We start from the raw sequence: 24,465 nt of genomic DNA, 5'->3' as shown, positions 1-24,465 counted from the left end.
TCAAGGTGGTAGCTTTTCCGGTTTGTCTGCGGCTAATGTGCCGGCCAAATCGGGAGAAGAAACACCATGAATGACGGGACCCCCATTCGACAGGCGCGCAATGTCGAACTCGGCGCCAGCGGCGAGGAATTCCAGAACTTGCACGAATTCGCGCGAAAGGCCCGCGCCAAGCTGAATCAGAACGCCTGGGACTACATCGTCGGCGCCTCGGAGACCGAGACCACGATGCGCCGCAACAGAATGGCGCTCGACGAGATCGCGTTCCGGCCGCGCGTCCTGCGCAACGTCATCAACGTCGATCCTTCCATCGAGGTATTCGGACGCAAGCTCCGGCTTCCCGTGATGATCGCCCCGGTCGGCGCGCTCGAGATCTTCGATCCGGATGCGGGCGCGGCCGTCGCGCGCGGAGCGGGGACGTTCGGCGCGGCGCACATGCTGAGTTCGGTGTCCGAGCCTGGTCTGGAGAACACCGCCAAGGCGGCACCGGATGCGCTTCGCATCTTCCAGCTCTATGTGCGTGGCGACGATGCCTTTGTAGAGGATGTGGTCAGCCGCAGCATCGACAATGGTTACGCCGCGTTCTGCCTCACCGTCGACACCGCCCATTACAGCCGGCGCGAACGCGACATAGCCAAGCGCTATGTTCGCGAGAGCCGCATCCGCGCCACCGGCGGCGATTTCCAGAAGGGTCTGGAATGGCGGACGGTGAAGTTGATCAAGGACAAGTTCAAGATTCCACTTATCCTCAAGGGGATCGCCACCGCCGAAGACGCCAAGATCGCCCTCGACCACGGGGTAGACTGGATTTACGTCTCAAATCATGGCGGCCGACAGCTCGACCATGGCCGTGGGTCCATGCATGTCCTGCCCGAAATCGTTCAGGCGGTCGCCGGCCGTGCCAAGATCATGGTCGACGGCTCGTTCTGCCGCGGCACCGACATTGTGAAGGCTATCATTTCGGGCGCTGATCTTGTCGGCATCGGCCGGCTGCAGTGCTGGGCGCTCGCCGCGGCCGGCGAGGCCGGCATTGTCCGGATGCTTGAACTCCTGGAGGACGAGGTGATCCGCTGCCTCGGTTTGCTCGGTGTCACCAGCTTTGCCGAACTGGACAAATCCTACCTGCATCCCGCGATGCCGACCAATCTGCCGAGCGTGTTCAGCGCATTCCCGCTTCTCGATATCGATCCCTACCGCTACTGAGACGCTGCGAGCGATGCATGGAGCGTCGGCGCGGTCGAGGCATTGTGCGCCTCGATCGCGCCAGCGGCCACCTATCTGTGGCGTCCATGAAGCCGCCGCGGCAACGACAAAGTCTGATCCAAATGCCGCACTAGTGGAGGCGGATGGCAAATAATCCATTCGCGGAATTTTCACTCGAGCGCGCGATCGGCTTGCGCTGGACCTTGCGGGATATCCAGGCCGGCAGGCTCAAATTGTCACCGGTCAGCGACGAGGATCTGCACATCCTCACTGAGCTCGGTCTGGTCGAACTGCATGACGACGAGCCCGGGCTGACGGAGGCGGGAGTCGCCGTGCTGAGCGATTGAACAGGCGCGCAGCCTAGCGCGCGTTCAGGAAGCTTTCACCGGAATTGCAAGGCGTGCACTGATAGGTCAGCACGTCGTAGACTTGATCGCGCGGCTCGATCAAGGCAAGCCGCATTTGCGTGCCGCACTTCATGCACGGCATCTCTATGCTGGTCTTGAACCGGGTGCAGGTCGGTGTCGGACGAACGGCGCGCAGCATCGGATCCCCTTATTCCCCAGAGACGCGAACGCGACCGACGAAGAAGCCGAATCACTATGCCACAGTGCTGACATGATTGGAATCGGCTGTCGGTCGCGGCTAGGTAATTTTTCCTCAATCGGCCGGAGCGGGTGGGGTCTTCATAGCTCGCGATCCGGCGCTGACGCCGTCACAATCTATGCTAACGTCGCCGGACGCTTATTTTCAGGGGGCGCGATCATGATTGAGCCGAAGCTTGAAGTTCCCGCCGAGTTGCGCGATCTCGCGGAAAAGACCATCGACCAGGCCGAACAGGCCTTCAGCCTGTTCTTTGATGCCGCGAGCAAGTCGATGACGTCGATGCCGGGCGCCGGTACCGAGATCTCCAAACAAGCGCTGTCGTTCACCGAGCAGAACATGAAGGCGGCGTTCGAGCATGCGCGCAAGCTCGTGCACGCAACGGATCTGCAGGAGGCGATGCGGATCCAGTCGGAATTCCTGCGCAGCCAGTTCACCAACGCCGGCGAACACATGCGGCAGATCAGCGGTAGCGTGATGTCGGCGACCAAGGACGCGACGAAGGGCAAGTTCTAGGACGGCGTTCGCGATCCCATCGACGCTTTAGCGCCGGCGCGCGACGGCAACGCCGAGCAGAAACGCGACGAACAGGCTTGCGAGCGGCGCTTCGCGCGTGACCGCACTCACGGTGGCCAGGGCTCCGCCCGGTCGGCGCGAGGTCGCGATTGCATCGCTGAGGCGATCGGCGGCGGCTCGAAGTCCATCCGACACCTCCGTGATCGTACGCGAGACGTCCGTCGCGGTGTCGATCGCTCGTTCACCGAGTGTGGGTTGAAGCGGGAACTTAGGTGTTTCGGAGCTCATGTGCCGTGCCGCGATTTTACTTGAAAGCCAGGTGACAGACGCCTTTGCTATCCGCACGTCCTGAACGGCGGTGGCGGCCACATATCCGGGAAATTCCGCAGCGGCGGATTGGTTCCACCGACATGCCTCGCTTTCACATCGGGGAACCGGAAACTTACGCGCGCGTCGCGGCTTGTTTCCGTGGAGGAGGCGATGATGACAATGCAGGCGCATGGCATTGCGGACGGCGGTTCGGTCAAGCATCGAAATCGGCATGGTGGCACGCCGCTGTTGGTCGCGGCCGTGGTTGCGATCCTCGGCGTGCTCGGCATGCTGATCGTGGATCACGGTCCGTGGAACAAGCCGAACGTGCAGTCGGCCGCTTCGGCGAACTACTCAACGACCGGCGAGGCGGCGCGCGCGGCCGGCGCAAAGGTCATACCGACCGAGCCCAAGGCACCGATCGAGCCTGATCCACCCGGCCCAAAGCCCGCTCATCCGGCAAATCCGGGCACGCCGCGATAGATGCGGGCGTTCGTGGGATCACATCCCGACGCAGGGCGGAGGAATTTGACTCGTCGGGCAAATCAGCGGCACAAAATCATCGTCGGAAACATCGCGGGATGATCAGCGAACGCTGACCAGCACGCCCCACGCTGCTGCAAATCCCGCACCGACGAGAACCAGCACTGGACTATCGCAGAAGATGCCGCCATACTGGCACATGGTGGCACCGAGAGAGCCGATCTGATGGTGGCCCGCGGCGTAGAACAGGCCGGACAGGACCGCGAGCACGGCAGCAACGAAATACATCGACGCTTCCTCCTTGCAATCAAATGCGGCGCGGGTCAGTTCGACCGACGCAAGCCAAAAACTGTATTGATGTCGATCCAAATATTGTGATCCAAATATTGTGAGCTGTCCGCTTGACGCGTCGGGCAACTCAACGGCACACTGACATCATCGCAGCAAGCATAGGCGCTTGGCGCCGGCTCGCGTTGCGATTCCGGATCAATGCCCAAGCTTTTCGCTCAAGGCGGTTTCTCACCGTCGAAGCCGACGCATCGCATTTTACCGATCGCATTCAGCCCGAAAAAAGGGTTTGACACGTCGGGCAACTCAGGGGCATAATCCGAAAATCAGAAATTGTTGAGCCCGCGCGGAGCAATCCGCGGCGGGCTTTTTGTTTGCCGTTTCACCAATCGGACGGCGGCCGCACCGTCACGACGCCACATCCTCCCAGCCCGTCGCCTGAGCGTCGCAAGCGCGCCGCCGTCCGAACCCGTTGAAGCGACCACGAATTGACCGGCGCGCGCGAACGCGCCGGTCCTGCGGCGCGGCGCAAGCCGGCGCCGCCCGCGGCCCCGCTCGTCAGGGATAAGGTTCGCGCCCCAAAGATCGCCGCCCGTGCGCGATCTGCCGCACATTCATTCCACGGCCGCATCGCGCGCTGCCGGCCGATCAACGAGGTTTGCATGACCGCCTATCTGATATCGCTCGCGCTCGCGGGTCTGGTTGCCGTCGCGTTGTGGGAGCTTGCATGAGCGCCGAGATCATCCAGTTCATTCCGCGCCCGCATCCCAAACGCGAGCAGACGGACTTTCCCACGATCGCATTTCGCGCGGTGTTGCCTGATCCTGATCCGGATTGCGACACGGCTCCGAGCGAGTATCTCCCGTCCGATTGGCAGGAGAAGTGAGTGGCAAGAACGATTACGCAGATCCGTTCGCTTGCACGAAGTCACACGAGAAGCGCGATCAACGCACTGGTCGGGGTGATGCGATCGACCAGCGCAACCCCGGCTGCCCGCGTCTCCGCAGCCAATGCCATCCTTGATCGCGGCTGGGGCAAACCGCCGCAAGCGATCGAGAACGGAGACGGAGCGCTCGAACTTGTGCATCGCATCGAGCGCATCATCGTTGAGCCAGAGGGGGCTGAGGGCGACGACGCCTGAGGGCCAAGCTGCGGCCCGCCCGGTTCAGCAGTTCAGGTTCAGCAGTTCACTTGGGCCGGTCGTCGACGATCGCTCCAACAGGTTCAATCACGTCATTGAGAGCCTGGACCGCTATCACTACCGCTCGCAGCATTGAGCGCCCCGATCCACGGGACCGGTCTACCAACGCGTTGGCCGCCATGATATCTATCATGGTGTGTCAGAGCGGAATGGTCGTATTGTGCGATGATGCAGCCTGCTCGGTCGGTAGTGTCTGATCTCATATCGGTGGATGTCGACGGCCATGGCCAATAGGCCTTTTCGTGCACTAGGGGGCGGTGAGCATGACAGTGCCCCTCTCGACCTTTCAATCGATCTGGTGGCTATTGGGTTACGCCATAGCTCGGCTGGTCTTTCCGGTCGTCTCATTCGGTAAGGTCCGGGTCGGCCCAATCCTCGATTCTCACAAATTCAACTGGCTGGGCTATCGGGATCGCGAAGAAGGCTGCATGGAAATCGAAGCGACTTTCGCCACCTTGATCGGACTCCTGGCTTTTTGTGCGGGGCTCATGGTGATCCTGTTCTTCATTCACTGAGCTGCATCACCGGTCGGCATTTTCCTCACGCTTTTATTCGCTAGCACAGGTGCGCTCGCGTACGAGCCCAGGTGAGCTAGGCCCGCGATCACCTGAGATGTGCGCAACGATTGCGCGCCGCATACTCCAATCCGGACGATTGGCTTGCCGACTTGCTCAGAGCACGCTCTCGTCAATGACCGTTCAAGCGAGATGATCACCGCTCGGCATCAGACGGGCGTGCACGCCGATTTCCCTTACCGAGAGCAGCCTTGTCGATCCTGAAAATTCCAACCGCAAAAGTGTTCGAGCCGCTGCTTCGGCCGGCACGTTACAAGGGAGCATTCGGCGGCCGGGGGTCGGGAAAGTCTCACTTCTTCGGCGAGCTTCTGGTCGAGATGTGCCAGGCCGAGCGCGGCACCTTGGCGGTTTGCATCCGCGAGGCGCAGCGGACACTGGCGCAATCATCAAAGCGGCTGATCGAAAGCAAGATCGCGTCGCTTGGCGTCGGCCAGGGGTTCAAGGTATATTCGGACAGGATCACAACGCCCGGGGACGGCGTGATGATCTTCCGGGGCATGCGCGATCACACCGCGGATTCGATCAAGAGCCTCGAGGGCTTCAAGGTCGCGTGGATCGACGAGGCGCAGTCGCTGAGCGCGCACAGTCTCGCGTTGCTGCGGCCGACGATCCGTGCGCCCGGCTCGGAATTGTGGGCGAGCTGGAATCCGAGGCGGAAGTCGGACGCGGTCGATGACTTCCTCCGGATACGCCAGCCGCCCGGAGCCATCGTCGTCAAAGCAAACTGGCGCGACAATCCGTGGTTTCCCGCGGTGCTTGACGAAGAGCGGCGCACTGATCTTGCGCTTTATCCCGATCGCTACAATCACATCTGGGAGGGAGGTTACGTGCAGGCGTTCGAAGGCGCTTACTTCGCGGAGCTCTTGACTCAGGCGTCCAAGGACGGCCGGATCGGCAAGGTGGCCGCTGATCCGTTGCTGCCGCTACGCGCCTTCATCGATATCGGTGGCGCCGGTGCGACGGCCGATGCCTTCACGATGTGGATCGTGCAGTGGGCCGGCAGCGAAATCAGGATCCTGGACTACTATGAGAGCGCCGGCCAGGTGTTGGCGTATCATGTCAATTGGCTGCGCTCGCGGAACTATCAGAACGCGATCCTGTATCTTCCGCATGACGGCATGGCGACCAACAACGTCACCGGTAAGCGCTACGAGGACCATCTGCGCGACGCCGGTTTCGCCGTCGAGCCACCGGTGAAGAACCAGGGCCGCGGCGCAGCGATGATGCGCATCGAGGCACTGCGCCGGCTCGGACCGCAACTCTGGTGGAACGAGGCGACGACGGAGGCCGGCCGTGACGCGATCGGCTTCTATCATGAAAGGAAGGACGAGGTGCGCAACGTCGGGCTTGGTCCTGAGCACGATTGGTCCAGCCATGCTGCCGACGCGCTCGGCCTGATGGCGATCTGCTACGAGGCGCCGGGGAGAGCGGGCAGTTTCAATCGAGTGATCCAGTACCGGCAGCAGGGGTGGGTGTGATGCAATGCGTCATTCGCCCTCACGATTCCTGCTTCGCCGGACATCAGAGAGTTCACCAGGCTGCATGAGAGATACTCGATCGATTCCAAGTTGATCAATGGAATGAATGACCCCGGAGGCCAAACATGTCATGGCAATCGCAAAAAATGCCCACCTCAGACCTCGAGGCGATGCTCGCCTCCGAAAAGGCCGATGCGCTCGCGGCGCTGTCCGCAGCGCGGCTCGCCGAGGAGCGGGCGGACGCAATGGATTATTATCTCGGCGACATGCGCAAGGACATGCCGGCGCAGGACGGCCGTTCGCGGGCGGTCTCGACCGATGTCGCCGACACCATCGAGGGGCTGATGCCCTCGCTGATGGACATCTTCGCCGGCTCCGACGAGGTCGTGCGCTTCGAGCCTTTCGGCCCCGAGGACGAGGCCGCCGCGCAGCAGGAGACCGATTACGTCAATCACGTCTTCATGCAGCAGAATCCGGGCTTCATGACGCTCTATTCCTTCATCAAGGACGCACTGCTGTCGAAGGTCGGCGTCGTGAAGGTGTGGTGGGAGGAGCGCGAGGAAGAGAACCGGGAAACCTATTACGACCTGACCGACGACCAGTTTGCGCTGCTGGCGCAGGCGGTGATGGAGTCGAATGGTGCGATGAAGATCGTCGAGCACACCGTGCGCGATCTGGCCAGCGATGTGGGGACCGAGGTTACGAGCTGACCGCTCGTCGTCGTTCGGGCTCGCGACCTAGAAGGAAGTCCCAAGCAGCGCCAGACTCAGAATTCTGCGGGCCGACGTCGACCGTTCGGCTCGGATTGCTGGCTGCTCAAGTCCTGAGATATGAAAAAAGGACTCCGATCAAGATGAAGCCACCGGCGCCCATGCGATCATGATGCGATCATTTAGTCGCGCCCGATTCTGATAGGTTTTGCCTGCTTCAGTAAGGAGTGAGGGTCGATCGCTGACCCTCACCGGCATGTATGGCGCGTGGGCGCGACGTATGGCGGGTCGGTCCACCCTTGGTCAGCCTGAACGACGGACTCGTCTTTCGCAGGTGTGGAATGACGTCGGCCGACTCGTTGGGGTACGGAACGACCACCAACGTCTCAACGATGCTTCCATCGGTCACGGTCAACACCAGTATTCCCGATCAGAGCGGTGTTCCTCAGTCGGCAAGAAACAAAATGTCGTCGATCGGGGCGGAAGGCTCGGTCGCGCCTGTCGAGTCATGGAGCCCGGCGACGGCGACACCCCGCAGCAGGCGGGCGGCTTGTACGGTTTGATGCTGGACTATCTGCGCGACAACTATTCGGCGGACCGCTGAAGGCTTCAAGCGGGATGGCGAAGCACACGGAGTTTGGTGCATAGTCGCGATTGTCGTCGAAATGTTCAGGGAATTGCCATGTCTGTCGCCTTCTTTGCCGTCGCCGCAATTGTCGCAATATGGTCGGCCGTCAAGTCCGAGGTCATTCGTCGCCAGCTTGTCGATTCGTTTCCTCCACAGTTCCAGGACTACGACATGTCGCGATACGCGCTTCACACCTATGCGCTCGCGCCTTCGACGTCGTTGCCGCAGCAAGCCGAGTACATGAAGACCTTGTACGGCTGGTGCGCCGCTGCCTTGGGCGGCTCGCTTGGATTCTTCGCGGCGGGAAATATCGTGTTTGGTTGTTTCGTGCTGATTGGAGTCTTCTGGGTTGCTTATCAGACGTTCAAATCCTGGAAAACCTATCGAACCAACTGCGAGTTGGCAGTCGATCAAACGCGGTAAGGAGCACAGATGACAGCAGGGACTTACGGTGGAGGAACGTTTGGCTGGCCATGGGGCGGCGGGGTCGGCGCGTACATCGACAATCACGGCAGACTCTATCCCCAAGTGTATGCGGGCACACCTCGCTGGGGCCTGTCCGCGGGATACACACCAGACCTTGAAGGACTGCTGACTGGGCCGTCGGCATCAGGCAGCATCGGATTCGGACCAGTTCGCGCGAATGTCGGGACCAGCGGAGGCGCGCACGGTGTTGGCTTTGGGACGCCTGGCGCCGGTGTGACGTACGGGTTTGGGCCCTACGAAATGTCCGACGATTATTCGCAGCCCTGGAGCAGACCCCTTATCCGAGATAGCGCTGCGGCCGCCGGGATCCCAAGCAGAAGCAATGTTTGGGAGTACGACTATCCCGACGCCGGATCGCGTCCAGTTGCGTCGGCGGGCGATTTCGGCGCCGCCGGCAGACTCCGTTCGCCGCGCGAGTATGGATATCCCGAAGTGCCCGTAGGCGGTGCGGCCGCGCGGTCGGGAGCGAGTGGGGGGCTTCTGGGCCGGATCGTCGCCCTGACCGACAATGGCGCGGACAGCGTGGATTGGCGGACGCCGGCGATCGCGTCCCCATCATCAGGCAAGGCTTTCAATGAGGGGGTGCCTCCTGTGCGATTTCTCGAAAGGATCTTCGGTCCTTCCGGACGTCAGGCTGACACTTCCGATCTGCGTTACCCCGAGTTGTCCCTGAACGAGTTGGCCGATTTTCTGCAAAGCTACGCACCTACCAATTATCCGGGCAAATAGATCGCCGACGCGATGTACGAGCGCTTGTCACGCGCACAAGCCGTCGCATACCCCCATTAGATGAGCTCAACGAAAATGGCTGTTCCCATGCTTCCGGGGCCGGCGGCGATGCCGCTTGGCTCATCCATTACACATGACGTCACCATCGTCACCACGCGAAAGCTCGCACAGGCGAGGGTGCTGGGTGTTCCGCCGGAAGAATTCGGCATCGAGCGTGGTGCACGTAGCATCCATGACTGCAACTACTGCTTCCACGAGGTGGTGACCAAGACGGAAGTCCAGCTGATTGCCGAAGGCTTCGATGCCGCGCAGATCAGTTCGCTGAACGACTATACCGGCAATACCAACATCGAGACATTGGCGCGCGATACCGCCGACGAGCATTTCGGTGCCGGCGCCGGCAGCATCAACGCGGCGGCGCGGCTGGTGCGGATCACCGAGCACTATGTGCGGATGGACTATGAGGGTAACGGTCGGCCGTGCCTGTATCAGGTGATCACTGGAGGCGACCAGTGCGAGATCCTGCGTAAGGATGGGCGTGACTGCATCACGCCGTTCGACGCGGTTCCGTTCGCGGCGACGACGCCGGTGCCGATGACGCATCGCTTCTTCGGCCGCTCGATCGCCGAGTTGGTGATGCCGCTGCAGCGGGAGAAGACGGCGCTGAAGCGCGGCGCGCTGGACAATCTCTATCTGCACAACAATCCGCGCGTCGAGGTGGCCGAGAGCAATGCCGGTCCCAATACACTCGATGACTTGCTGGTCTCACGGCCGGGCGGCGTGGTGCGCACCAAGACGCCGGGAGGGCTGAACTGGCAGGTGGTGCCCGACATCACCTCCTCTATCTATCCGATGATGCAATATCTCGATGCCGAGCTCGAGAGCCGCACCGGCCTCAGCCGCCAATCGCAAGGCATCGACGCCAACGCGCTGCAGAACCAGTCGGCGACCGCGGTGGCCCAGGTGTTCTCGGCTTCTCAGATGCGGGTCAAGCTGATCGCGAGGATCATGGCCGAAGGCGTGCGCGACATCTTTGCGCTGCTGCATGGCACGATCCGCAAGCACGGCCAGCAGCGGCAGACAGTGCGGCTGCGCAACAGCTGGGTCACCGTCGATCCGCGCAACTGGAAGACCCGCGACGACATGACGATCAATGTCGGCCTCGGCACCGGTGGCAAGGCGCAGCAGTTCGCGCAGGTGATGGCGCTTGCCAATGTGCAGAAGGAGCTGATCGGCGGCGGCAAGATCAACATGGTCGGCGACCGCGAGCTCTATAACACCGCCGTCGAGCTGACCCGGATCATGGGGCACAAGAATCCGAGCCGGTTCTTCAACGATCCGACCGCGGTCAATCCGCAGACCGGACAGTTGCTACATCCGCCGCCGGCGCCGCCATCGCCGCCGCCGGATCCACGCGTGCTGGCGCTGCAGGCCAGGGCGCAGGCCGATCAGCTTGCCGTCGTCCATCGTGCGCAGGTCGAGCAGCAGAAAGCGCAGGCCGATGCGATCCATCAAAAGCTCAAGGCCGAGGCCGAGATCGAGCTGGCCAAGATCAAGGCCGAGCTCGATGCCCAGATCAAGGTGTTCGACGCGCATCTGAAGGCTGCGACGGAAGCGCGGAAATCAGAACGCATCGCTGTGCCGGGGGCGCGAAAGGCCAGGGACGGCCACCATTACGTTGAGGATCCGAAGCGGCCCGGCAAATTCCTGATGGTCGTTCCTCATGTCTGATTTCTCTCTGGTGCCCGTCGACCATCAACCGGATTTCGCAGGCGTTACTCTTGTTCCCGTCGACCACGATCCGTTCGCAGCGGAAGTTCTGATTCGAGCCACTGGAACGCAAGCCGAAGGTCAGCCTCAACCGCGTGCAACAAGCGCTGTCCCGCCGGATGTCGGTGTGTCGCTACGCGGCATGCCGCCAGTGGTACCCGGCGAGTCCTACGAGCCGGATTCCGCGGCCACTGGAGTTGCGGGCCAAGTCGCCGCACAGGGGCTTCAATCGGCCGACCGACGAATTGAAGGCGGCGACCTATACGCTCGGCCCTTGGCTTTGTCGATGCAAAGCGCCGCGACGACTTTCCCAGAGCCGTCATAGCTGCAATTGGAATGATACTGGGCGCCATGGGCGGCGCCACGTCCAGACGTGCCGAAGAAACAGCAGTGATCGGCGATGGCGTACCGATCGCCGGCCGAACTCTATATCATTACATTGATGAGGCAGGTCTGAATGGTATCCTAAAAGAGGAAAGGCTAATCCGTCTCTGAAAGCCACAAGCCCGAATGATGTTCGATATGGAAATGGCCAATATCTTTCCGATATCGCCGGGTACCCTGAAACCAGCAAAGCTTTCCGCGAGCCTTCTTAAAAATTCCCTTCCAGGGGAGGAGATTTACCCACTACCTCGAAAGCAAACACTGCGATCTGGATGTCATTCGAGGCCGGCCCGGTGTTTATGTTATCCCAAACGGGGTGCCGTTGGATTTAAACGGTAGGGTTGTCAGTAGCGGAAAGGTGCCAAGCGAATGATCTATCTCAAGGTGAAATGGAAGCATTCGTTCTCTGATGAACCCGTGCTTCTTTATAGTGAGTTGGATCGCGAACGTTGGGAGGTCCGCAAGGTCGAAATCTTTCGTAGCGGAAGAATGGGGTATGCGGGTCCCGGAAGCGCTGACGGTGGAACGGATTTAGGCGTCGAGCCACTCCCATCCTTTGAGGAGATTGCCGGCGACCCCGAGTTCGAGCCGGAAATCATTTCAAAAGCGGAGTTCGACAAGGTTTGGGCAAAGGCGACGGGATGATTCGACTTCTGGCTGCGATGCAGCACGATCTGCAAGCGGCGTTGGACCAATGTCATGTGCATGCCATTGATGCCTGCAATTGCAGCCGAGGCGGTGATCGATAATCTGTATGGAGCCCAAATCAACGTTGGGGATTAACGATGGCGGTCACGATCGGCTTTGAGCTCTCTTATGGGCAACTCTCTGTGTTCGCGAGCGCGCTGAAGAATCCGTACAATGACTGGACTGATCAACATGTCTCGCAGGGCTTCACCTGGCGGCCTGGCAGCGTGTCGTTCAGCTCGATGGTCGAGTCCGGTCGGCACTCGGTGGAAATCCACGTGGTAAACCACGCCGCTCCCGTTCACGCCGACGCGGTTCGCGCAGTTGAGGTCCCCTTCGAGGTTCCGGCTGACGGGGCTATAGAGGTCGGAAGCATTGCAGAAACCGTTCCGCTGGAGCTGCCGCCGGGATCCTTTCTGCTGCGCTGTGAGTTCTTTCAACCTTCCGGTACCGACGAAGACGAGCGGGTGCGGCTAACCTTTGCGAAAAAGGACGCCCCTCGCTTCGCGGTCGTTCGTGCAGATCCGGAACTGTCGGTCCGTGATGATTTGCTGACGACTGCGCGGCCAGCCATTTAGTTGAGCGGTCGCCAGCACCAATCCCGAAGATGCTTCGATGAAGATTATTGAAGCAGTGTGGCAAACTGAGCATAGATAGCGCCGGCGACAATGCCGACCGCGGCGGCGGCGCCGGTGTGACCATAGGTCAATGTCGCGATCGCCATGCGCCAGCCGAGACGAACTGGCGGCGACGACAAATCACGTGCCGCTTTCAATCTATCGAACACGATCCCTTTGCTGGAGAATCCTCGCGATGACGATTGCCGATGAATCGAGACTCGATCAGGCGGTAGGCCGGGGTGTCAGGGCCGAACGCCTGCTCGCCGACGAATTGCTGGTCGAGGCGTTCGCGACGCTCGAGGATGCCTATACGACCGCGTGGCGGTCGACGACGATCGACGACGCGTCCGGCCGCGAAAAGCTGTTCCTGGCCATCAACGTGGTTGGGAAGGTGCGCGATCACCTCACCGCCGCGGTCACCAATGGCAAGCTGGCGAAAGCCGAGCTGAAAGAGCTGGCGCAGACGGCGGAGCGGAGGAAGCGGTTCGGAATCTTGTAGCGACAATCGTTGACAATGTTCTTGTTTTGTTCTATGTCGCATGAGGGCGCACCAGCAGGTTGTGCCCGAGGGCGGGCATCGCGTTTCCAGCCCGTGTGCACGACATGCCGTGAACAAGCGCCTTCGAATCATGGTCTGCTCCGAAAGTAGATCCGGATGGATGGGATGCTGATCCGACGGCATTTCCAATATGAGGATCTTGTTCGGTCTGTACATGCCATCTTCCGGGAGTTTCGTTGTGGTGTTGCGATCAATGCTCCGCTGGTCCGCTGAACTTTTGCACGTTGTCCTTCTCGCGTCCCTGTGTGCGGTTTTGGTGTTGCCGGATCGCGCGAACGCGCAAGAGAGCAGGCCTTCGGCGCAGCCCAAGAGTATCCCGACATTGGAGTCTCTGCCTCATACGGCACTCCCTGCGGGGAGATTCAACAGCTGGTGTGGAGAGAGCGATCGATATCTCCTCGATACGAATGGCCAGCTCAGCGCCTATGACGCCGATGGCAAAGTTACGCCGATCGCTGTTTCCCCTGGTCGCGGGTTGCAATGCCGTAACGACGGCCGGCAACTTGGCTACGTCTACAACAAGAGTGTGTTGCGGGTTGATATCGCATCCGGCGATAGCGAATGGGTGGCTTCCTATGAACCACCGAAGAGGAAGAATGCGGTCATTTCATTTTCGCCCGATTTCAAAAGCGTCGCGACGAGTGTCCCGCTGAATTTCACGTCACCTGCGGGCTCGCTCAAGGCCGTTCTGGTTGAAGATAAGAGCAAGGGCGGAAAGACGGAGGATCCCGAATTCATTAAATGGAGCGAAGACGGCGCGAAGATCGCCGTCGTCTATGCGACGTCCGTCGAAATCCTGGACGCCAACGGCGGAAAGCTCGGCTCGATGACCAAGCCGGAGAGTGGTTATGCTTACGATGGATGGTTTGAAAGGGACAGCGGGCATTGACGCTCTTCCTTACCCCCAATCAGCCTCCGGGATTCATCTTCAAGTGCAGTACCGCTACTGGAGGATGCGATCGCAAACAGCCAGAAATCAATTCTGTTTCGGTCGGTGGGGCCGGAATGGTGGGTACGGTAACGTACGCGGCCGGATACGTTGTCGATATCCGGAGCGCAAATTCGAAGCTTGTTGTGCGGCAGGTATTCCCAAACCGCAAGGGGCGACGTGATTTCGAAGTCGCCATCTCGCCTTCCGGAAGATGGGTGATCCTGACATGGGATGACGACAGTCTGCCAGGTTGTGAACCCGGCTCCTATAAGTGTTCGCAGGGAATGCTCGTTGATCTATCGAAAGTGAATAAATGAGCGATCGATATCGTCCCTATGTTCCTCCAGGGCTTCCGCGACCATTTGTGCGGAATTCCGATTGGGCTCCGAGGATTCACCCCGTCACCCACGAACAAAAATTCCATGCTGGCGTCGACTACCGCGCACCTCGAGGAACACCTATTCCCGCTTTGACGCCTGGTGAGGTCGTCTATTTCAGGATACAATCCCGGGTTCGGCAATACGATCATCATCAAGACAACAAACGGCTATGGGTTGTATGCTCATATGGATGAACCTTCCCAAGCGCGGATCGGCGACCGGGTTTGGCCAGGCGATATTGTCGGGAAGGTCGGAAGCACCGGTACGTTTTCGACGGGAAATCATCTGCACTATTCCGTCATCCGCCCGCCGACGGAGCGGATAAACTGACGGATAAGGGCTCGGGGAGTATCGGGTTTGCCGTCGACGAGAAGCATACAGATAATCCTGACACGTTCGATACCGCTATCCATTATCCGAACGAGACGCTCCGGGCCGGCCGAGCCATGTTCGGTCCGAACGACACGGACGAAGCGTTGGCTTTTGGAGGTCGTCGTGGTTCGTTGATCTCCGCGTCCCCACTTCATCAATTCGGACTTGCTACCGGCGAGCCAGGAATTCCGTTCGCCGACCGCTTCGGCAATTGGCGTCCCGCATCAGCCGATGGAGAGGTTACGTCGCCTCGAGGGTTACCAGGAATGCTGGCGGAATACATGGAGCAGAGGAGCGAGCGAGGAGGCGACGTGCCTCAACCTCCAGGGCCTGGAATGGCAGCTGTGCCGTACATGCCAGATGATGATGCAGCCTCATTCGCAGATCGCTTCGGCGATCGATCCCAGGTTCGACGATTGCCGTCGCGGTGGGACCGGCCCTGATACGCGATCACGCGTGCAGCCGTCGTGCGGAGAGAATTTTCTGTCAGTCAGAAAAAATATCATCATGCATGTTGACACGTCGGGCAACTCACTAGCATAATCTCATCATCGAAAGTTTGAGCCCGCGCCGGGAAGCCGCCGCGGGCCTTTTCATGACGCCGACCCTGCCCACGCAGGCGCCACGGCGGAGACGAGGGCCGGCCGAACCGGAAGCGAACTTCCGCGCCATCGTGCAGCCCGAGCGCTCAACCACCCAAGACCATCACGTCCGCCCATCTCGATGCCGAACGTTCCGCCGATTGGGCGGCCGTCCGCTCGCGTTGTCGGACAGCACAAGGACCAACACATGGCTTTGCCTACCAACACGGTGACGACCTACCAGGCGATCGGCAACCGTGAAGACCTCAGCGATATGATCTATCGCATCGATCCGACCGACACTCCGTTCATGAGCGGCGTCGATAAGGAAAAGGCCTCTGCCGTCAACCACGAATGGCAGACCCAGGCGCTGGCGCCAGCCTCCAACGCCAACGCCCAGCTCGAGGGAGATGACCCCACCGCCAACGCGCTGGTGCCGACCGTCCGGCTCGGCAATCTCTGCCAGATCTCCTACAAAATGGCGCAGGTGTCGGGCACGCAGCAGGCGGTCGACCACGCCGGCCGCGACAACGAACTCGCCTACCAGGAGATGCTGCGCGGCCTCGAGCTGAAGCGCGACATCGAGACGATCCTGGTTGGTAGCAACCAGGCCAAGGTTGCCGGCTCGACCAGTGTACCGCGCAAGACGGCGTCGGTGTTGTCGTGGGTCGTGAGCAATACGTCGAAAGGGACGGCCGGCGGTGCAGCCGATCCGGCCGCGGCCGACGGCATCGGCACGCGAACCGACGGCACCCAGCTGGCGTTCACGGAGGTGCGGCTGAAGACCGTGCTGTCGTCGGTCTGGAGCAATGGCGGCAAGCCCGGCACCATCATGACGGGCGCTTTCAACAAGCAGGTATTCTCGACCTTCACCGGCCGGTCCACCGCGATCGAAGAAGCCAAGTCGAAGAAGATCGTCGCCTCGGTCGACGCGTACGAATCCGACTTTGGCAAACTGAAGGTGGTCGCCAATCGCTTCCAGCGTCCGCGCGACGTTCTGGTGCTCGAGATGGACAAATGGGCCGTCGCCTATCTCAACGGCCGCAACATGATCTCGATCCCGCTGGCGAAGACGGGCGATTCCGATCGGCGCCAAGTGCTGGCCGAATACGCGCTGGTCGCGCGTAACGAGAAGGCCTCCGGCGGCGTGTTCGACAACACCACGTCCTAACTCCGTCATTGCGATCTGGCGGGCAACTTCGGTTGCCCGCTTTCCCTTGCCTCAGGAGGCCTTCATGCCACTTCCCGGTAATCACACTCTCAATACCGAGCACCTGACGGTCTATACGCCGTCGTGCGGTGCGTCTCCCGTTGCTGCCTATATTCGGGTTCCATTTCGTTGCCGCGTGCTGAAGGCGACGGGAATTCTGGGCGGCGCGATCACCACGGCCGACGGCACCATCACGGTCGCCGCCAACGGCAACACACTGACGACCTTCGCGGTACCGCAGGCTGGATCGGCTGCGGGGCAGCTGTTCTCGGCGGTACCGGCTTCGCCGACATATCTCAACGAAGACGATGTCATCGTGCTGACGCCGTCAGGCGCGTCCGGCGCCGCCGTTCCCATGCACTTCTCTCTCTCGGTGAGGACGGCCTGATGTCATTCTTTCCCAAACATCCGGCGTCGCGCCTCGGCGTGACGCAGACGATCGCCTACGACGCAAGCGTCGGGGCGACCAATGCGTTCGGTGCCGAGACCTACCAGCTGCGCCTGGTCGCCAACTCCGCCTGTTGCTATCGGATTGGCGACGGCACCCAGACCGCGACGACCGCTGATATCTATCTGCCTGCGAACCTGGTCGAATACGTCATCGTCAGTCCCGGGCAGCGGATCGCCGCAATCAAGGCGACAACCAATGGCTTGGTCACGGCAACCGCCGGCACGCTCTGGGTTACGGAGATGTCGTGATGGACGGCATCCTGATCCGGCCGCATTTCGACAGCAACGGTCGCGACCTTGCGATCGAGCACGTGCAGGATGTCGAGCCGATCCTGCAATGGAATCATGCGGCGCGTCGCGACCAACAGCACAGCGAGTGGGGCCGACACGTCGCGCGCATCCCCAACGTGATCTACGTCAAATGGCTCAACGAAGAACACGCCAGGGGCAACACGTCGATTGGGATGTTCTGCCCCGAGTTTGACGCCATCGTGCAGCGCAAGCTCGACGATCCCGAATGGGCCTACCTGCGCACCGATCGACCGAAGCTGCAGGCCGGATGGACAGCGGAGGCCTCGTGACACAAATCGTGGACTATGCCTCCCTGCAATCGGCGGTGACGGAATATCTGGCGCGCGATCAGGATGCCGTCCTGATCGCGCGGATCCCGACCTTCATCCAGCTCTCCGAGGCGAAGCTCAATCGGGAGCTCCTTGTTCGCCAGATGGAGCAGCGCGCCATCGCGGTCATCGACCTCACCTCCGACGAGCCCGAGTTTATCGCGCTGCCGACCGACTTCCAGTCGATGCGAAGGATGCGGCTGTCGAGTGTGGCGGGCAAGCCTTGGCTCGAGTTCAGGTCGGGCACACAGCTCGACGAATACCGGTTCGGCATATCGGACGTCGCGGGACAGCCCCGATACTTCACGATCTTCGGCAACGAGATCGAGATCGCTCCGAAACCCGACAAGCCCTACACGATCGAAATGGTGTACCGGCGGGTGGTCCCACCGCTCGCCAGCAATGATCCGAACTGGCTGCTGTCGGCCGCGCCGGATCTGTATCTCTATGGCGCGCTCCTGGAGGCCGCGCCTTACCTGAAGGACGATGGACGGATCCAGACCTGGGCGCTCGGCTTCTCGGCCGCGCTCAACAGTCTCAATAATCTGGGGCTGACCTCAACTTTCAATGCCGGGCCAATGACGGTTCGCGCTTCCGGTCAGATCATCTAGGAATCACAAGCATGGCCGCCTTCAACAAGTTCAACTGTTTCGTGCAGGATGTCGCTAACGCGCTGCACGACATGAAGACCGGGACGGCACAGGTCTACAAGGTATATCTCACCAACGCGCTGCCCACCGCGACCAACACCTTCTACAATGTGCCCGCCGATCTCCCGGCCGGAAACGGCTACCTGTCGGGGGGAGCATCGATCGGTGCGGTCGCGGGATCGCAAACCTCGGGCACGTTCAGGTTCTTTGGCTCAACGAACCCGGCATGGACGGCGGCCGGCGGATCGATCGGTCCGTTTCAATATGCCGTTCTCTACAACTCGACTTCCGCAACCAAGCCTTTGATCGGGTGGTGGGATTACGGCACAGGCCTGGTGCTCACCAATGGCAATACCTTCACGGTCGCGCTCGACCAGATCAACGGCATCCTGACGATTTCCTGATATGGCAGCATTTCTCGACGCGTGCAGATTTTCTCCGGCATCCGGAGGCACCGCAGATTGGTTGGTCGCGGGGCCCGTAGGAGGATACATGGCGCCCGCGGCGGCAGGAGCCGTCAATGGGCGCATATACAAGTATCGCGCGGAGAGCGCGGACCTTTCTCAATGGGAGCTCGGCGAAGGTACCTGGAACGCCTCGACCGGCGTTCTGTCTCGAACCACGGTCCTGTTCAATTCGTCTGGAACGGCGTCGAAGATCAATTTCTCCGTATCGCCGCAAGTAGCGATCGTGGCTCTGAAAGAGGATCTGATCTCGATCGAGGAAGCTAACAATTTCGGTACGGCGCAGCGCGCTCAGGCTCGGGCCAATATCCGAGCCAACCTGTCCGAAAACGGAATCTTCATCGTCGACCGGAATGGCACCGACCTGACCGGACTAACGGCCTCGACGTATAACAAGATCACATGGACGAATAAGCAGGTCGATAACGAATCCTGGTTCGATACCTCGACTGGGAAGTACACCCCGCAGACCGCTGGCACCTATCTCTTTGTTCTGGATTGCACGACCGCGACTGGGACTTCTCCAACAGAGAGCTGTCAGCCGTCGCTTTACAAAAACGGCACGCGCATCAAGAACGGGGCCTACACGGCAGTTTCGGGCGGTATGTCGGGCGACAGCAACAAGCTGCTTGTTTGTGCCGTCCCGATGAACGGAAGCACCGACTACGTTGAGGCATATGTCTATATGCCAAACGGCGTCACGACATTGTTCGGTGCTACGTCAGGCACGCATTTTCAAGGATTCAGGATTGGCGCCTAATGCGCCACCCTGTCCGCGCTTGATCCTCGTTACGGAGTCTTGGCGACATGATGGGGTTCATCACTGAGGCGCTGTGCGGCGTCGTGCTTTTCCAACTGGCGGGAGCGGTCTAGCAAATGTCGCTGCTCGGGTTCGACGCAATCGGCCGCCTCGCTCTGGGACAGACGAGGGTAAGCGGATCGAATGTTCTGGTCTGTGGATCGGCATCGTACGCCCTGGAGGGAAATGGGGCGATCCTCGGTCTTCGCGAAACGGCGGCTCCGGCAAGCTACGCGCTAGCCGCCAATGCCGTGACCTTTAGTTCAAAGCTGAATGGAAGCTCGAGAAGCTACAATGAGGGCGGCTCCGCCGCTCTGTTCTCTATTGGTCTCGTGTCGGGCGTGACGAACTATGTCCTCACCGGAAATTCCGTGAGGACTGCCATGACGCTCAGCGTCGTCGTGGGGGACTACATTGTAGCTTGTAACGGAGTGGCTGGGGCGGTTGCACTGAATGCCGGAACGGTCGCGTACCAGGTCACTGGCAGCACCGCGGCGATGGGCCGAGACTTTGTGAACTGGTGGCCGGCCCAACCTACCGCAAGCAGCTGGACTGGTGGAGTAGCGCCGTCTCCTGAGTGGACGACGAACGCGACGGTCTCGCCTGCCTGGACTACGGACGTTCCAACAATCTCGGCCTGGACGTCCAAGGCTGCTTCCGCGAGCGCCTGGACCGCTGATTCCGAGCAGGAAATTCCGAATCCAGTTGTGCACTAGCGCCGCTCTGCGCGAAGTGCCCGACATGCCGCCGGCCGTGCGTTCGCCTTGCCTGCCGTCCAATCTCCTGGAGACGATTGAAAGATGCCCTTGCTTGCCACTGGCGAGTATCGCCCCGATGTCAGCGACTATGAAGGTCAGGCGACGCGAAACATTCTCAACGTGATTCCACGTGGTGACGGCTACGGACCATTTCCGAGCCTGTCAGCTTACGCGGCACCGTTACCGGCCGCGTGCAGGGGAGCCTTCTACGCGCTGAAGTCCGACGGCACCGTGGTCACTTTCGCCGGAACCAGCAACAAGCTCTACAAGCTCAACAATACTGATTTTACCTGGGCCGATGTGTCGTCAGGCGGCGGCATATATAGCGCGCTGAGCGCCAACGCGCAGTGGCAGTTCGCGCAGACCGGAAATTTCGTCTTCGCCACGCAGGCGAACACAGCGCTGCAGATGTTTGACTTGTCGTCGGCGTCGACGTTCGGCAATGCGCTCGGCTCACCGCCGCAGGCGGCCTATATCGGGGTCGTCGGCCGCTTCTTGGTGCTGTCCGGATTGCTTTCGAACCCTTATCGGATTCAGTGGTCGGGGCTGAATAACTTCAACGCGACCGACAGCTGGATCAGCGGCATCAAGTCGTCCGACTTTCAGGATTTTCCCGACGGCGGCATCGTTCGCGGCGTCGCCGGCGGTGAGGCTGGCATCATCTTTCAGGATCAGGCGATCCGGCGGATGTCCTATGTTCCGGGTTCGCCGATCGTGTTCCAGATCGATCGTATTACGCAGGACAAGGGTCTTTACGCGCCGTATTCGATCATCCGGGCCGGCGAGCGCATCTTCTTCTACGCGGGCCAGGGCTTTCACAAGATCGAACCGGGCGGCGTACCGGAGCAGATCGGCCGCGAGAAGGTCGATCGCACGTTCCTGGCGGATCTCGACAAGGGCAATCTGCAGCTCTTCGTGGGCGCGGCCGATCCGCGCAGCACCCGCGTGTACTGGGCCTACAAATCGGTCTCCGGTGCCGTCGGAAACAGCTACGATAAGCTGCTCGGCTACGACTTTCTGCTTGATCGCTTCTTTCCTGTCTCGATGACCGGAGAATATCTGCTGGGTGTCTCGCAGACCGGTCTGACGCTGGAAAACCTCGACACCATCTCGTCCTCGATCGACGCGATGACATTGAGTCTCGATGCCTATGCCACGGCGGTGCAGCCTGAAATCGCGCAGTTCAGCAATGCGCATGTGCTCGGCTTCTTTCGCGGCCAGAACCTGGAAGCGACGCTGGAAAGCGCAGAGCAGGGGACCGACGAAAGCCGGATCACCATCCGCGGCTTCAGGCCGATCACCGACGCCTCCACGCTTTATGGCTCCGTCTCTTCCCGCGATACGCCTTCCGCGACTGCAGTCCCGGGCACTGAGGTGCTCGTGAATGCCAGGACCGGACGCTGCGACATGATGCAGGATACGCGCTACTCGCGGTTCAAGGTGCGGATTCCCGCCGCAACCCAGTGGACGTTTTGCGCCGGCGTCGTGCCGGATGTGATCGCGAGCGGCGCGCTATGACGGCGTACGTTCCAGGCATCATCGAGACCGACCTGAAGAAAATCGTGCTCGCCATCCAGGGCCTCGCCGCCGGACGATCGAACGCGGTCGGGACAGTGACGCTCGCGACGGGCGCATCGACGACGATCGTATCGACGCCGAATGCTGCATCGGGCTCGACTCCGATCCTGACGCCAGCCTCGGCAAACGCCGCGACGGAGCTTGGCAACGGCACGCTCTACGTCAGCGCCGTAGCGAATGGATCGTTCACGATCGCGCACGCGAACTCGGCAACGGTGGGACGGACGTTCTTATACGCGGTGCTTGGCTAGTTCAATCGTTCACTCAGAGTGATAGTTGCACCTTCTGAGCTTCAACGAAGGCTGCAGATCGCCGCAAAGTCCTTAGACGCAACCACGCGCTTGATGCGCCCTGAGGAATCCGAAGAATCTGCGAGACGTAACAATAGTATACTTTTAGGATCAAAGAGAATGGCAATTGTGGATATTCGAGCTCTCCATGGCTTATTGCAACAAGCGATGGACCACATCAATTCGCAATATCCGGAGCGAAATGTCGCTCCCGCATCGAACCGAGCATGTTCTCTGGATCCAAGCACGTATCAAGAGTTGCGTGGTACAAGACTAGGTACCGCTCTTGATCCGCCGCTATCGCAGGCCACACCGACGCGTGACCCAAACTACAGGCAGTTGACTAGGGTGCCCGATGGAGATCAGTCGCAACGCAAAATAGGAGACGCGGTCCCATCGATCCAACCCCAGGCGCCGACTCTATCTTATCCAGAATGGTGGCGCTCCACGGCAGATATGTTGCCGCTTCTCCTACGTGGGATGTACGGGGACAAAGGTCGAGGCCGTGGCGCCTATGCCCGGTGTATCGAAGCTGCCGGGGGAAGTGTCGAAGATTGGGAGAATTTTTGCAGATTTCTCACCCGGCGGCAAAACAATACTGTCGGCGGAGAGTCTCAGAATCGAGCTTGCTGGAGCAAAGCGTATCAATCGGAAGCGGAAAAGAAGCTGTGGTGTGAAAATCAATTTGGTCCTGAATCGAACGGAAATTAACACGTAGTGGATTACAGCCTTCAAGAGCCTCCCCGAGAAGACATATTTTTTTGCAATGCCCTTATGTGGCAGCTATCTGCTCAATTGATCGCCCTAAGGTGAGGAGCAGTAATGGCTCGTGGAAAGCTTGATTCCGCTAAAGGCGAGTGCGGTCCGACCGAACCGGAGTGGAGCGAGCCGACGCTCGTTAACTACGAGTTTCGCTTCGGGACCAGAAAGCAACGTACGGCTGAAGTTCGCTTAGGAATTCCTCGTCTCGATGATATTCATCATGGGGAATGGGTGTGCGCGTTTCAAGTGAAGGGCCTGCAAGATGATCGGATCAAGATCGCGCGCAGTACGGATGGCTTGCAGGTCGTAACCATAGCGAGCAACGTCATTTGGGAGACTTTGGATAAAGTCAAAGGCGTGTATTCGCCCGTGGTCCCGTATTGGGTCGAATTTCCGAGGTATCTTCCTTTCTGTTACGGTTCCACTTTTCATCGCCATTTGTGTAACCTTGTTGATATCGAAGTCGAGAAGGAGGAGAGGCGGCTAGCGAAGAGACGATCTCTCCGGAAAAAGCGTCGCCGATAACGTTGCTTCACTCCCTTTTTAGTTTTTCGGTATCATCAGCCTGCAGAGGCTGTCCCAATCGACTAGGAACGGTAGGTGAATTCGGCCGTATTATCCGGCTCAGTGTTTGAAGCGAAGTCGTCGCATCACTTCTCAAATCCACGAAACCAGGTCGCCTCCGCGGTTACCGCTCCTCGTGACTGGTAGACGGGCACGCCTATATTGACATATCCACAGAGCATGCTTGCTTGTGTTGATCCCGGACAAGTCCGCAAGATCTGGCCGCACGTGGCCTCTCTTTTACGATTGGCCTGTCACCGCACTGAACTGGACGCTTTCGAGGATATCGAAGCTGACGTCTTGTCCGGCCGGAGTTTGCTTTGGCTTGCTTGGGGCGGTCAAGCAATTCAGGCCGCGGCCGCGACAGTCCTTATCAATTCCGAAATCGGCAAGGTCTGCGTCATCACTGCGTGCGGCGGCACTGGCATGAAGCGTTGGCTGCCGCTGCTCGACGGGATCGAGGCCTATGCGAGAGATGAAGGCTGCGTGCGCATGCGGATTTACGGTCGCAAGGGCTGGCTGCGTGTGCTCGATGGTTATCGTGAGAAGCATGTCATCCTGGACAAGGAAATTGCGGTCTTGAAAGCGGATTGACTATTGCTCATGATTTGTTCTGGATTGGGCGGCATCCTTGGACTCAACGAAGTGCAGGTAAACGTGTTTGGCTTCCGCGGAGCAAATGTAGCGTTTGCGGCACTCGCCTGGATACTTCTGATGAGTGCGGAGGCTTCACATGCCCAAATGCCAGAGGCGGAGAAAAAGGTCTATTCCGAGGCATTAGCGTTCTGCCAAGAGATCAAGACGAGCTCACGGATATTTCAGCAGGAGAA

At 60.0% G+C, this 24,465-nt stretch carries 32 protein-coding genes; 29 read left to right on the top strand and 3 right to left on the bottom strand.

Going from position 1 to position 24,465, the window contains the following annotated elements; all coding sequences use genetic code 11:
- Positions 1–66 precede the first annotated feature (66 nt).
- The gene (locus tag QA639_RS30115) at positions 67–1,200 is read left to right on the top strand and encodes an alpha-hydroxy acid oxidase (RefSeq protein WP_283087920.1); all 1,134 of its coding nucleotides are present in this window, start codon (positions 67–69) and stop codon (positions 1,198–1,200) included.
- 143 nt (positions 1,201–1,343) lie between these two features.
- Positions 1,344–1,547, top strand: coding sequence for a hypothetical protein (locus QA639_RS30110; protein ID WP_157345206.1), 204 nt, complete (start codon positions 1,344–1,346; stop codon positions 1,545–1,547).
- 13 nt (positions 1,548–1,560) lie between these two features.
- Here the strand turns inward: QA639_RS30110 and QA639_RS30105 are convergent, their stop codons facing one another.
- Positions 1,561–1,746: a hypothetical protein gene (locus QA639_RS30105; protein WP_018272817.1), complete on the bottom strand. Its 186-nt coding sequence runs from the start codon at positions 1,744–1,746 to the stop codon at positions 1,561–1,563.
- Between the two features lie 219 nt (positions 1,747–1,965).
- On the opposite strand from QA639_RS30105, the gene QA639_RS30100 reads away from it, so the two are divergent.
- Complete coding sequence (locus tag QA639_RS30100; RefSeq protein WP_016847366.1) at positions 1,966–2,319, top strand: phasin; 354 nt, start codon at positions 1,966–1,968, stop codon at positions 2,317–2,319.
- A 27-nt stretch (positions 2,320–2,346) separates the two neighbouring features.
- On the opposite strand, the gene QA639_RS30095 is transcribed toward QA639_RS30100, so the two are convergent.
- Positions 2,347–2,607, bottom strand: coding sequence for a hypothetical protein (locus tag QA639_RS30095; RefSeq protein WP_283090645.1), 261 nt, complete (start codon positions 2,605–2,607; stop codon positions 2,347–2,349).
- 201 nt (positions 2,608–2,808) lie between these two features.
- Between QA639_RS30095 and QA639_RS30090 the strand changes: the two genes are divergently transcribed.
- On the top strand, positions 2,809–3,111 hold the full coding sequence (locus QA639_RS30090) for a hypothetical protein (protein WP_050383967.1): 303 nt from the start codon (positions 2,809–2,811) through the stop codon (positions 3,109–3,111).
- 102 nt (positions 3,112–3,213) lie between these two features.
- Here the strand turns inward: QA639_RS30090 and QA639_RS30085 are convergent, their stop codons facing one another.
- Positions 3,214–3,399: a hypothetical protein gene (locus tag QA639_RS30085; protein WP_050383966.1), complete on the bottom strand. Its 186-nt coding sequence runs from the start codon at positions 3,397–3,399 to the stop codon at positions 3,214–3,216.
- Positions 3,400–4,126: 727 nt separating this feature from the next.
- Here QA639_RS30085 and QA639_RS30080 point away from each other — a divergent pair.
- From QA639_RS30080 to QA639_RS29970, 25 genes are all read left to right on the top strand, one after another.
- A complete protein-coding gene (locus tag QA639_RS30080) occupies positions 4,127–4,285 on the top strand; it encodes a hypothetical protein (protein WP_157345204.1) in 159 nt (52 codons plus the stop codon).
- The gene (locus tag QA639_RS30075; protein WP_050383885.1) at positions 4,286–4,540 is read left to right on the top strand and encodes a hypothetical protein; all 255 of its coding nucleotides are present in this window, start codon (positions 4,286–4,288) and stop codon (positions 4,538–4,540) included.
- A 323-nt stretch (positions 4,541–4,863) separates the two neighbouring features.
- Positions 4,864–5,115, top strand: coding sequence for a hypothetical protein (locus tag QA639_RS30070; RefSeq protein WP_050383884.1), 252 nt, complete (start codon positions 4,864–4,866; stop codon positions 5,113–5,115).
- A gap of 251 nt (positions 5,116–5,366) precedes the next feature.
- Positions 5,367–6,653 carry a PBSX family phage terminase large subunit gene (locus QA639_RS30065; RefSeq protein WP_050383883.1) on the top strand — a complete coding sequence of 429 codons (1,287 nt, stop codon included), beginning with the start codon at positions 5,367–5,369 and terminating at the stop codon, positions 6,651–6,653.
- Between the two features lie 146 nt (positions 6,654–6,799).
- The gene (locus QA639_RS30060) at positions 6,800–7,363 is read left to right on the top strand and encodes a portal protein (protein WP_283087919.1); all 564 of its coding nucleotides are present in this window, start codon (positions 6,800–6,802) and stop codon (positions 7,361–7,363) included.
- A 682-nt stretch (positions 7,364–8,045) separates the two neighbouring features.
- On the top strand, positions 8,046–8,414 hold the full coding sequence (locus tag QA639_RS30055; RefSeq protein WP_283087918.1) for a hypothetical protein: 369 nt from the start codon (positions 8,046–8,048) through the stop codon (positions 8,412–8,414).
- A 303-nt stretch (positions 8,415–8,717) separates the two neighbouring features.
- The gene (locus QA639_RS30050; RefSeq protein ID WP_283087917.1) at positions 8,718–9,206 is read left to right on the top strand and encodes a hypothetical protein; all 489 of its coding nucleotides are present in this window, start codon (positions 8,718–8,720) and stop codon (positions 9,204–9,206) included.
- A gap of 75 nt (positions 9,207–9,281) precedes the next feature.
- Positions 9,282–10,937: a portal protein gene (locus QA639_RS30045; protein ID WP_283087916.1), complete on the top strand. Its 1,656-nt coding sequence runs from the start codon at positions 9,282–9,284 to the stop codon at positions 10,935–10,937.
- Between the two features lie 637 nt (positions 10,938–11,574).
- Positions 11,575–11,733, top strand: a complete 159-nt coding sequence (locus QA639_RS41975) for an HYD1 signature containing ADP-ribosyltransferase family protein (protein WP_428841192.1) — start codon at positions 11,575–11,577, stop codon at positions 11,731–11,733.
- Positions 11,730–12,005, top strand: a complete 276-nt coding sequence (locus QA639_RS30040) for a DUF6881 domain-containing protein (RefSeq protein ID WP_050383879.1) — start codon at positions 11,730–11,732, stop codon at positions 12,003–12,005. Before QA639_RS41975 ends, QA639_RS30040 begins: the two co-directional genes overlap by 4 nt.
- 140 nt (positions 12,006–12,145) lie before the next feature.
- On the top strand, positions 12,146–12,625 hold the full coding sequence (gene comJ, locus QA639_RS30035; RefSeq protein WP_050383878.1) for a competence protein ComJ: 480 nt from the start codon (positions 12,146–12,148) through the stop codon (positions 12,623–12,625).
- 235 nt (positions 12,626–12,860) lie between these two features.
- Positions 12,861–13,166 carry a hypothetical protein gene (locus tag QA639_RS30030; protein ID WP_244481858.1) on the top strand — a complete coding sequence of 102 codons (306 nt, stop codon included), beginning with the start codon at positions 12,861–12,863 and terminating at the stop codon, positions 13,164–13,166.
- Positions 13,167–13,356: 190 nt separating this feature from the next.
- Positions 13,357–14,115 carry a hypothetical protein gene (locus QA639_RS30025; RefSeq protein WP_283087915.1) on the top strand — a complete coding sequence of 253 codons (759 nt, stop codon included), beginning with the start codon at positions 13,357–13,359 and terminating at the stop codon, positions 14,113–14,115.
- Between the two features lie 521 nt (positions 14,116–14,636).
- Positions 14,637–14,867, top strand: a complete 231-nt coding sequence (locus QA639_RS41970; RefSeq protein ID WP_428841075.1) for a M23 family metallopeptidase — start codon at positions 14,637–14,639, stop codon at positions 14,865–14,867.
- A gap of 831 nt (positions 14,868–15,698) precedes the next feature.
- Entirely contained in the window at positions 15,699–16,661 is a 963-nt protein-coding gene (locus QA639_RS30020; RefSeq protein ID WP_050383876.1) for a DUF5309 domain-containing protein, read from the top strand.
- Between the two features lie 64 nt (positions 16,662–16,725).
- Positions 16,726–17,088, top strand: a complete 363-nt coding sequence (locus tag QA639_RS30015) for a hypothetical protein (RefSeq protein ID WP_283087914.1) — start codon at positions 16,726–16,728, stop codon at positions 17,086–17,088.
- Complete coding sequence (locus tag QA639_RS30010) at positions 17,088–17,399, top strand: hypothetical protein (protein ID WP_050383875.1); 312 nt, start codon at positions 17,088–17,090, stop codon at positions 17,397–17,399. Before QA639_RS30015 ends, QA639_RS30010 begins: the two co-directional genes overlap by 1 nt.
- Entirely contained in the window at positions 17,399–17,731 is a 333-nt protein-coding gene (locus QA639_RS30005) for a hypothetical protein (RefSeq protein ID WP_283087913.1), read from the top strand. The genes QA639_RS30010 and QA639_RS30005 overlap by 1 nt, the downstream gene beginning before the upstream one ends.
- Positions 17,728–18,381: a phage adaptor protein gene (locus tag QA639_RS30000; protein ID WP_283087912.1), complete on the top strand. Its 654-nt coding sequence runs from the start codon at positions 17,728–17,730 to the stop codon at positions 18,379–18,381. The genes QA639_RS30005 and QA639_RS30000 overlap by 4 nt, the downstream gene beginning before the upstream one ends.
- A gap of 11 nt (positions 18,382–18,392) precedes the next feature.
- A complete protein-coding gene (locus QA639_RS29995; protein ID WP_283087911.1) occupies positions 18,393–18,824 on the top strand; it encodes a hypothetical protein in 432 nt (143 codons plus the stop codon).
- 88 nt (positions 18,825–18,912) lie between these two features.
- On the top strand, positions 18,913–19,644 hold the full coding sequence (locus QA639_RS29990) for a hypothetical protein (protein WP_283087910.1): 732 nt from the start codon (positions 18,913–18,915) through the stop codon (positions 19,642–19,644).
- Between the two features lie 839 nt (positions 19,645–20,483).
- Positions 20,484–21,959: a hypothetical protein gene (locus QA639_RS29985; protein ID WP_283087909.1), complete on the top strand. Its 1,476-nt coding sequence runs from the start codon at positions 20,484–20,486 to the stop codon at positions 21,957–21,959.
- Positions 21,956–22,270, top strand: coding sequence for a hypothetical protein (locus tag QA639_RS29980; protein WP_283087908.1), 315 nt, complete (start codon positions 21,956–21,958; stop codon positions 22,268–22,270). Before QA639_RS29985 ends, QA639_RS29980 begins: the two co-directional genes overlap by 4 nt.
- 861 nt (positions 22,271–23,131) lie before the next feature.
- Positions 23,132–23,596 (top strand): hypothetical protein, encoded by a 465-nt coding sequence (locus tag QA639_RS29975; protein ID WP_283087907.1) that lies wholly within the window; start codon positions 23,132–23,134, stop codon positions 23,594–23,596.
- Between the two features lie 201 nt (positions 23,597–23,797).
- Entirely contained in the window at positions 23,798–24,229 is a 432-nt protein-coding gene (locus QA639_RS29970; protein ID WP_283087906.1) for a hypothetical protein, read from the top strand.
- Positions 24,230–24,465: the final 236 nt, after the last annotated feature.

The organism is Bradyrhizobium pachyrhizi (assembly GCF_029714545.1).
Lineage (GTDB): Bacteria > Pseudomonadota > Alphaproteobacteria > Rhizobiales > Xanthobacteraceae > Bradyrhizobium > Bradyrhizobium pachyrhizi.
The sequence above is the reverse complement of the archived record's forward strand: the minus strand, read 5'-3'. Positions and strand labels throughout refer to the sequence as shown.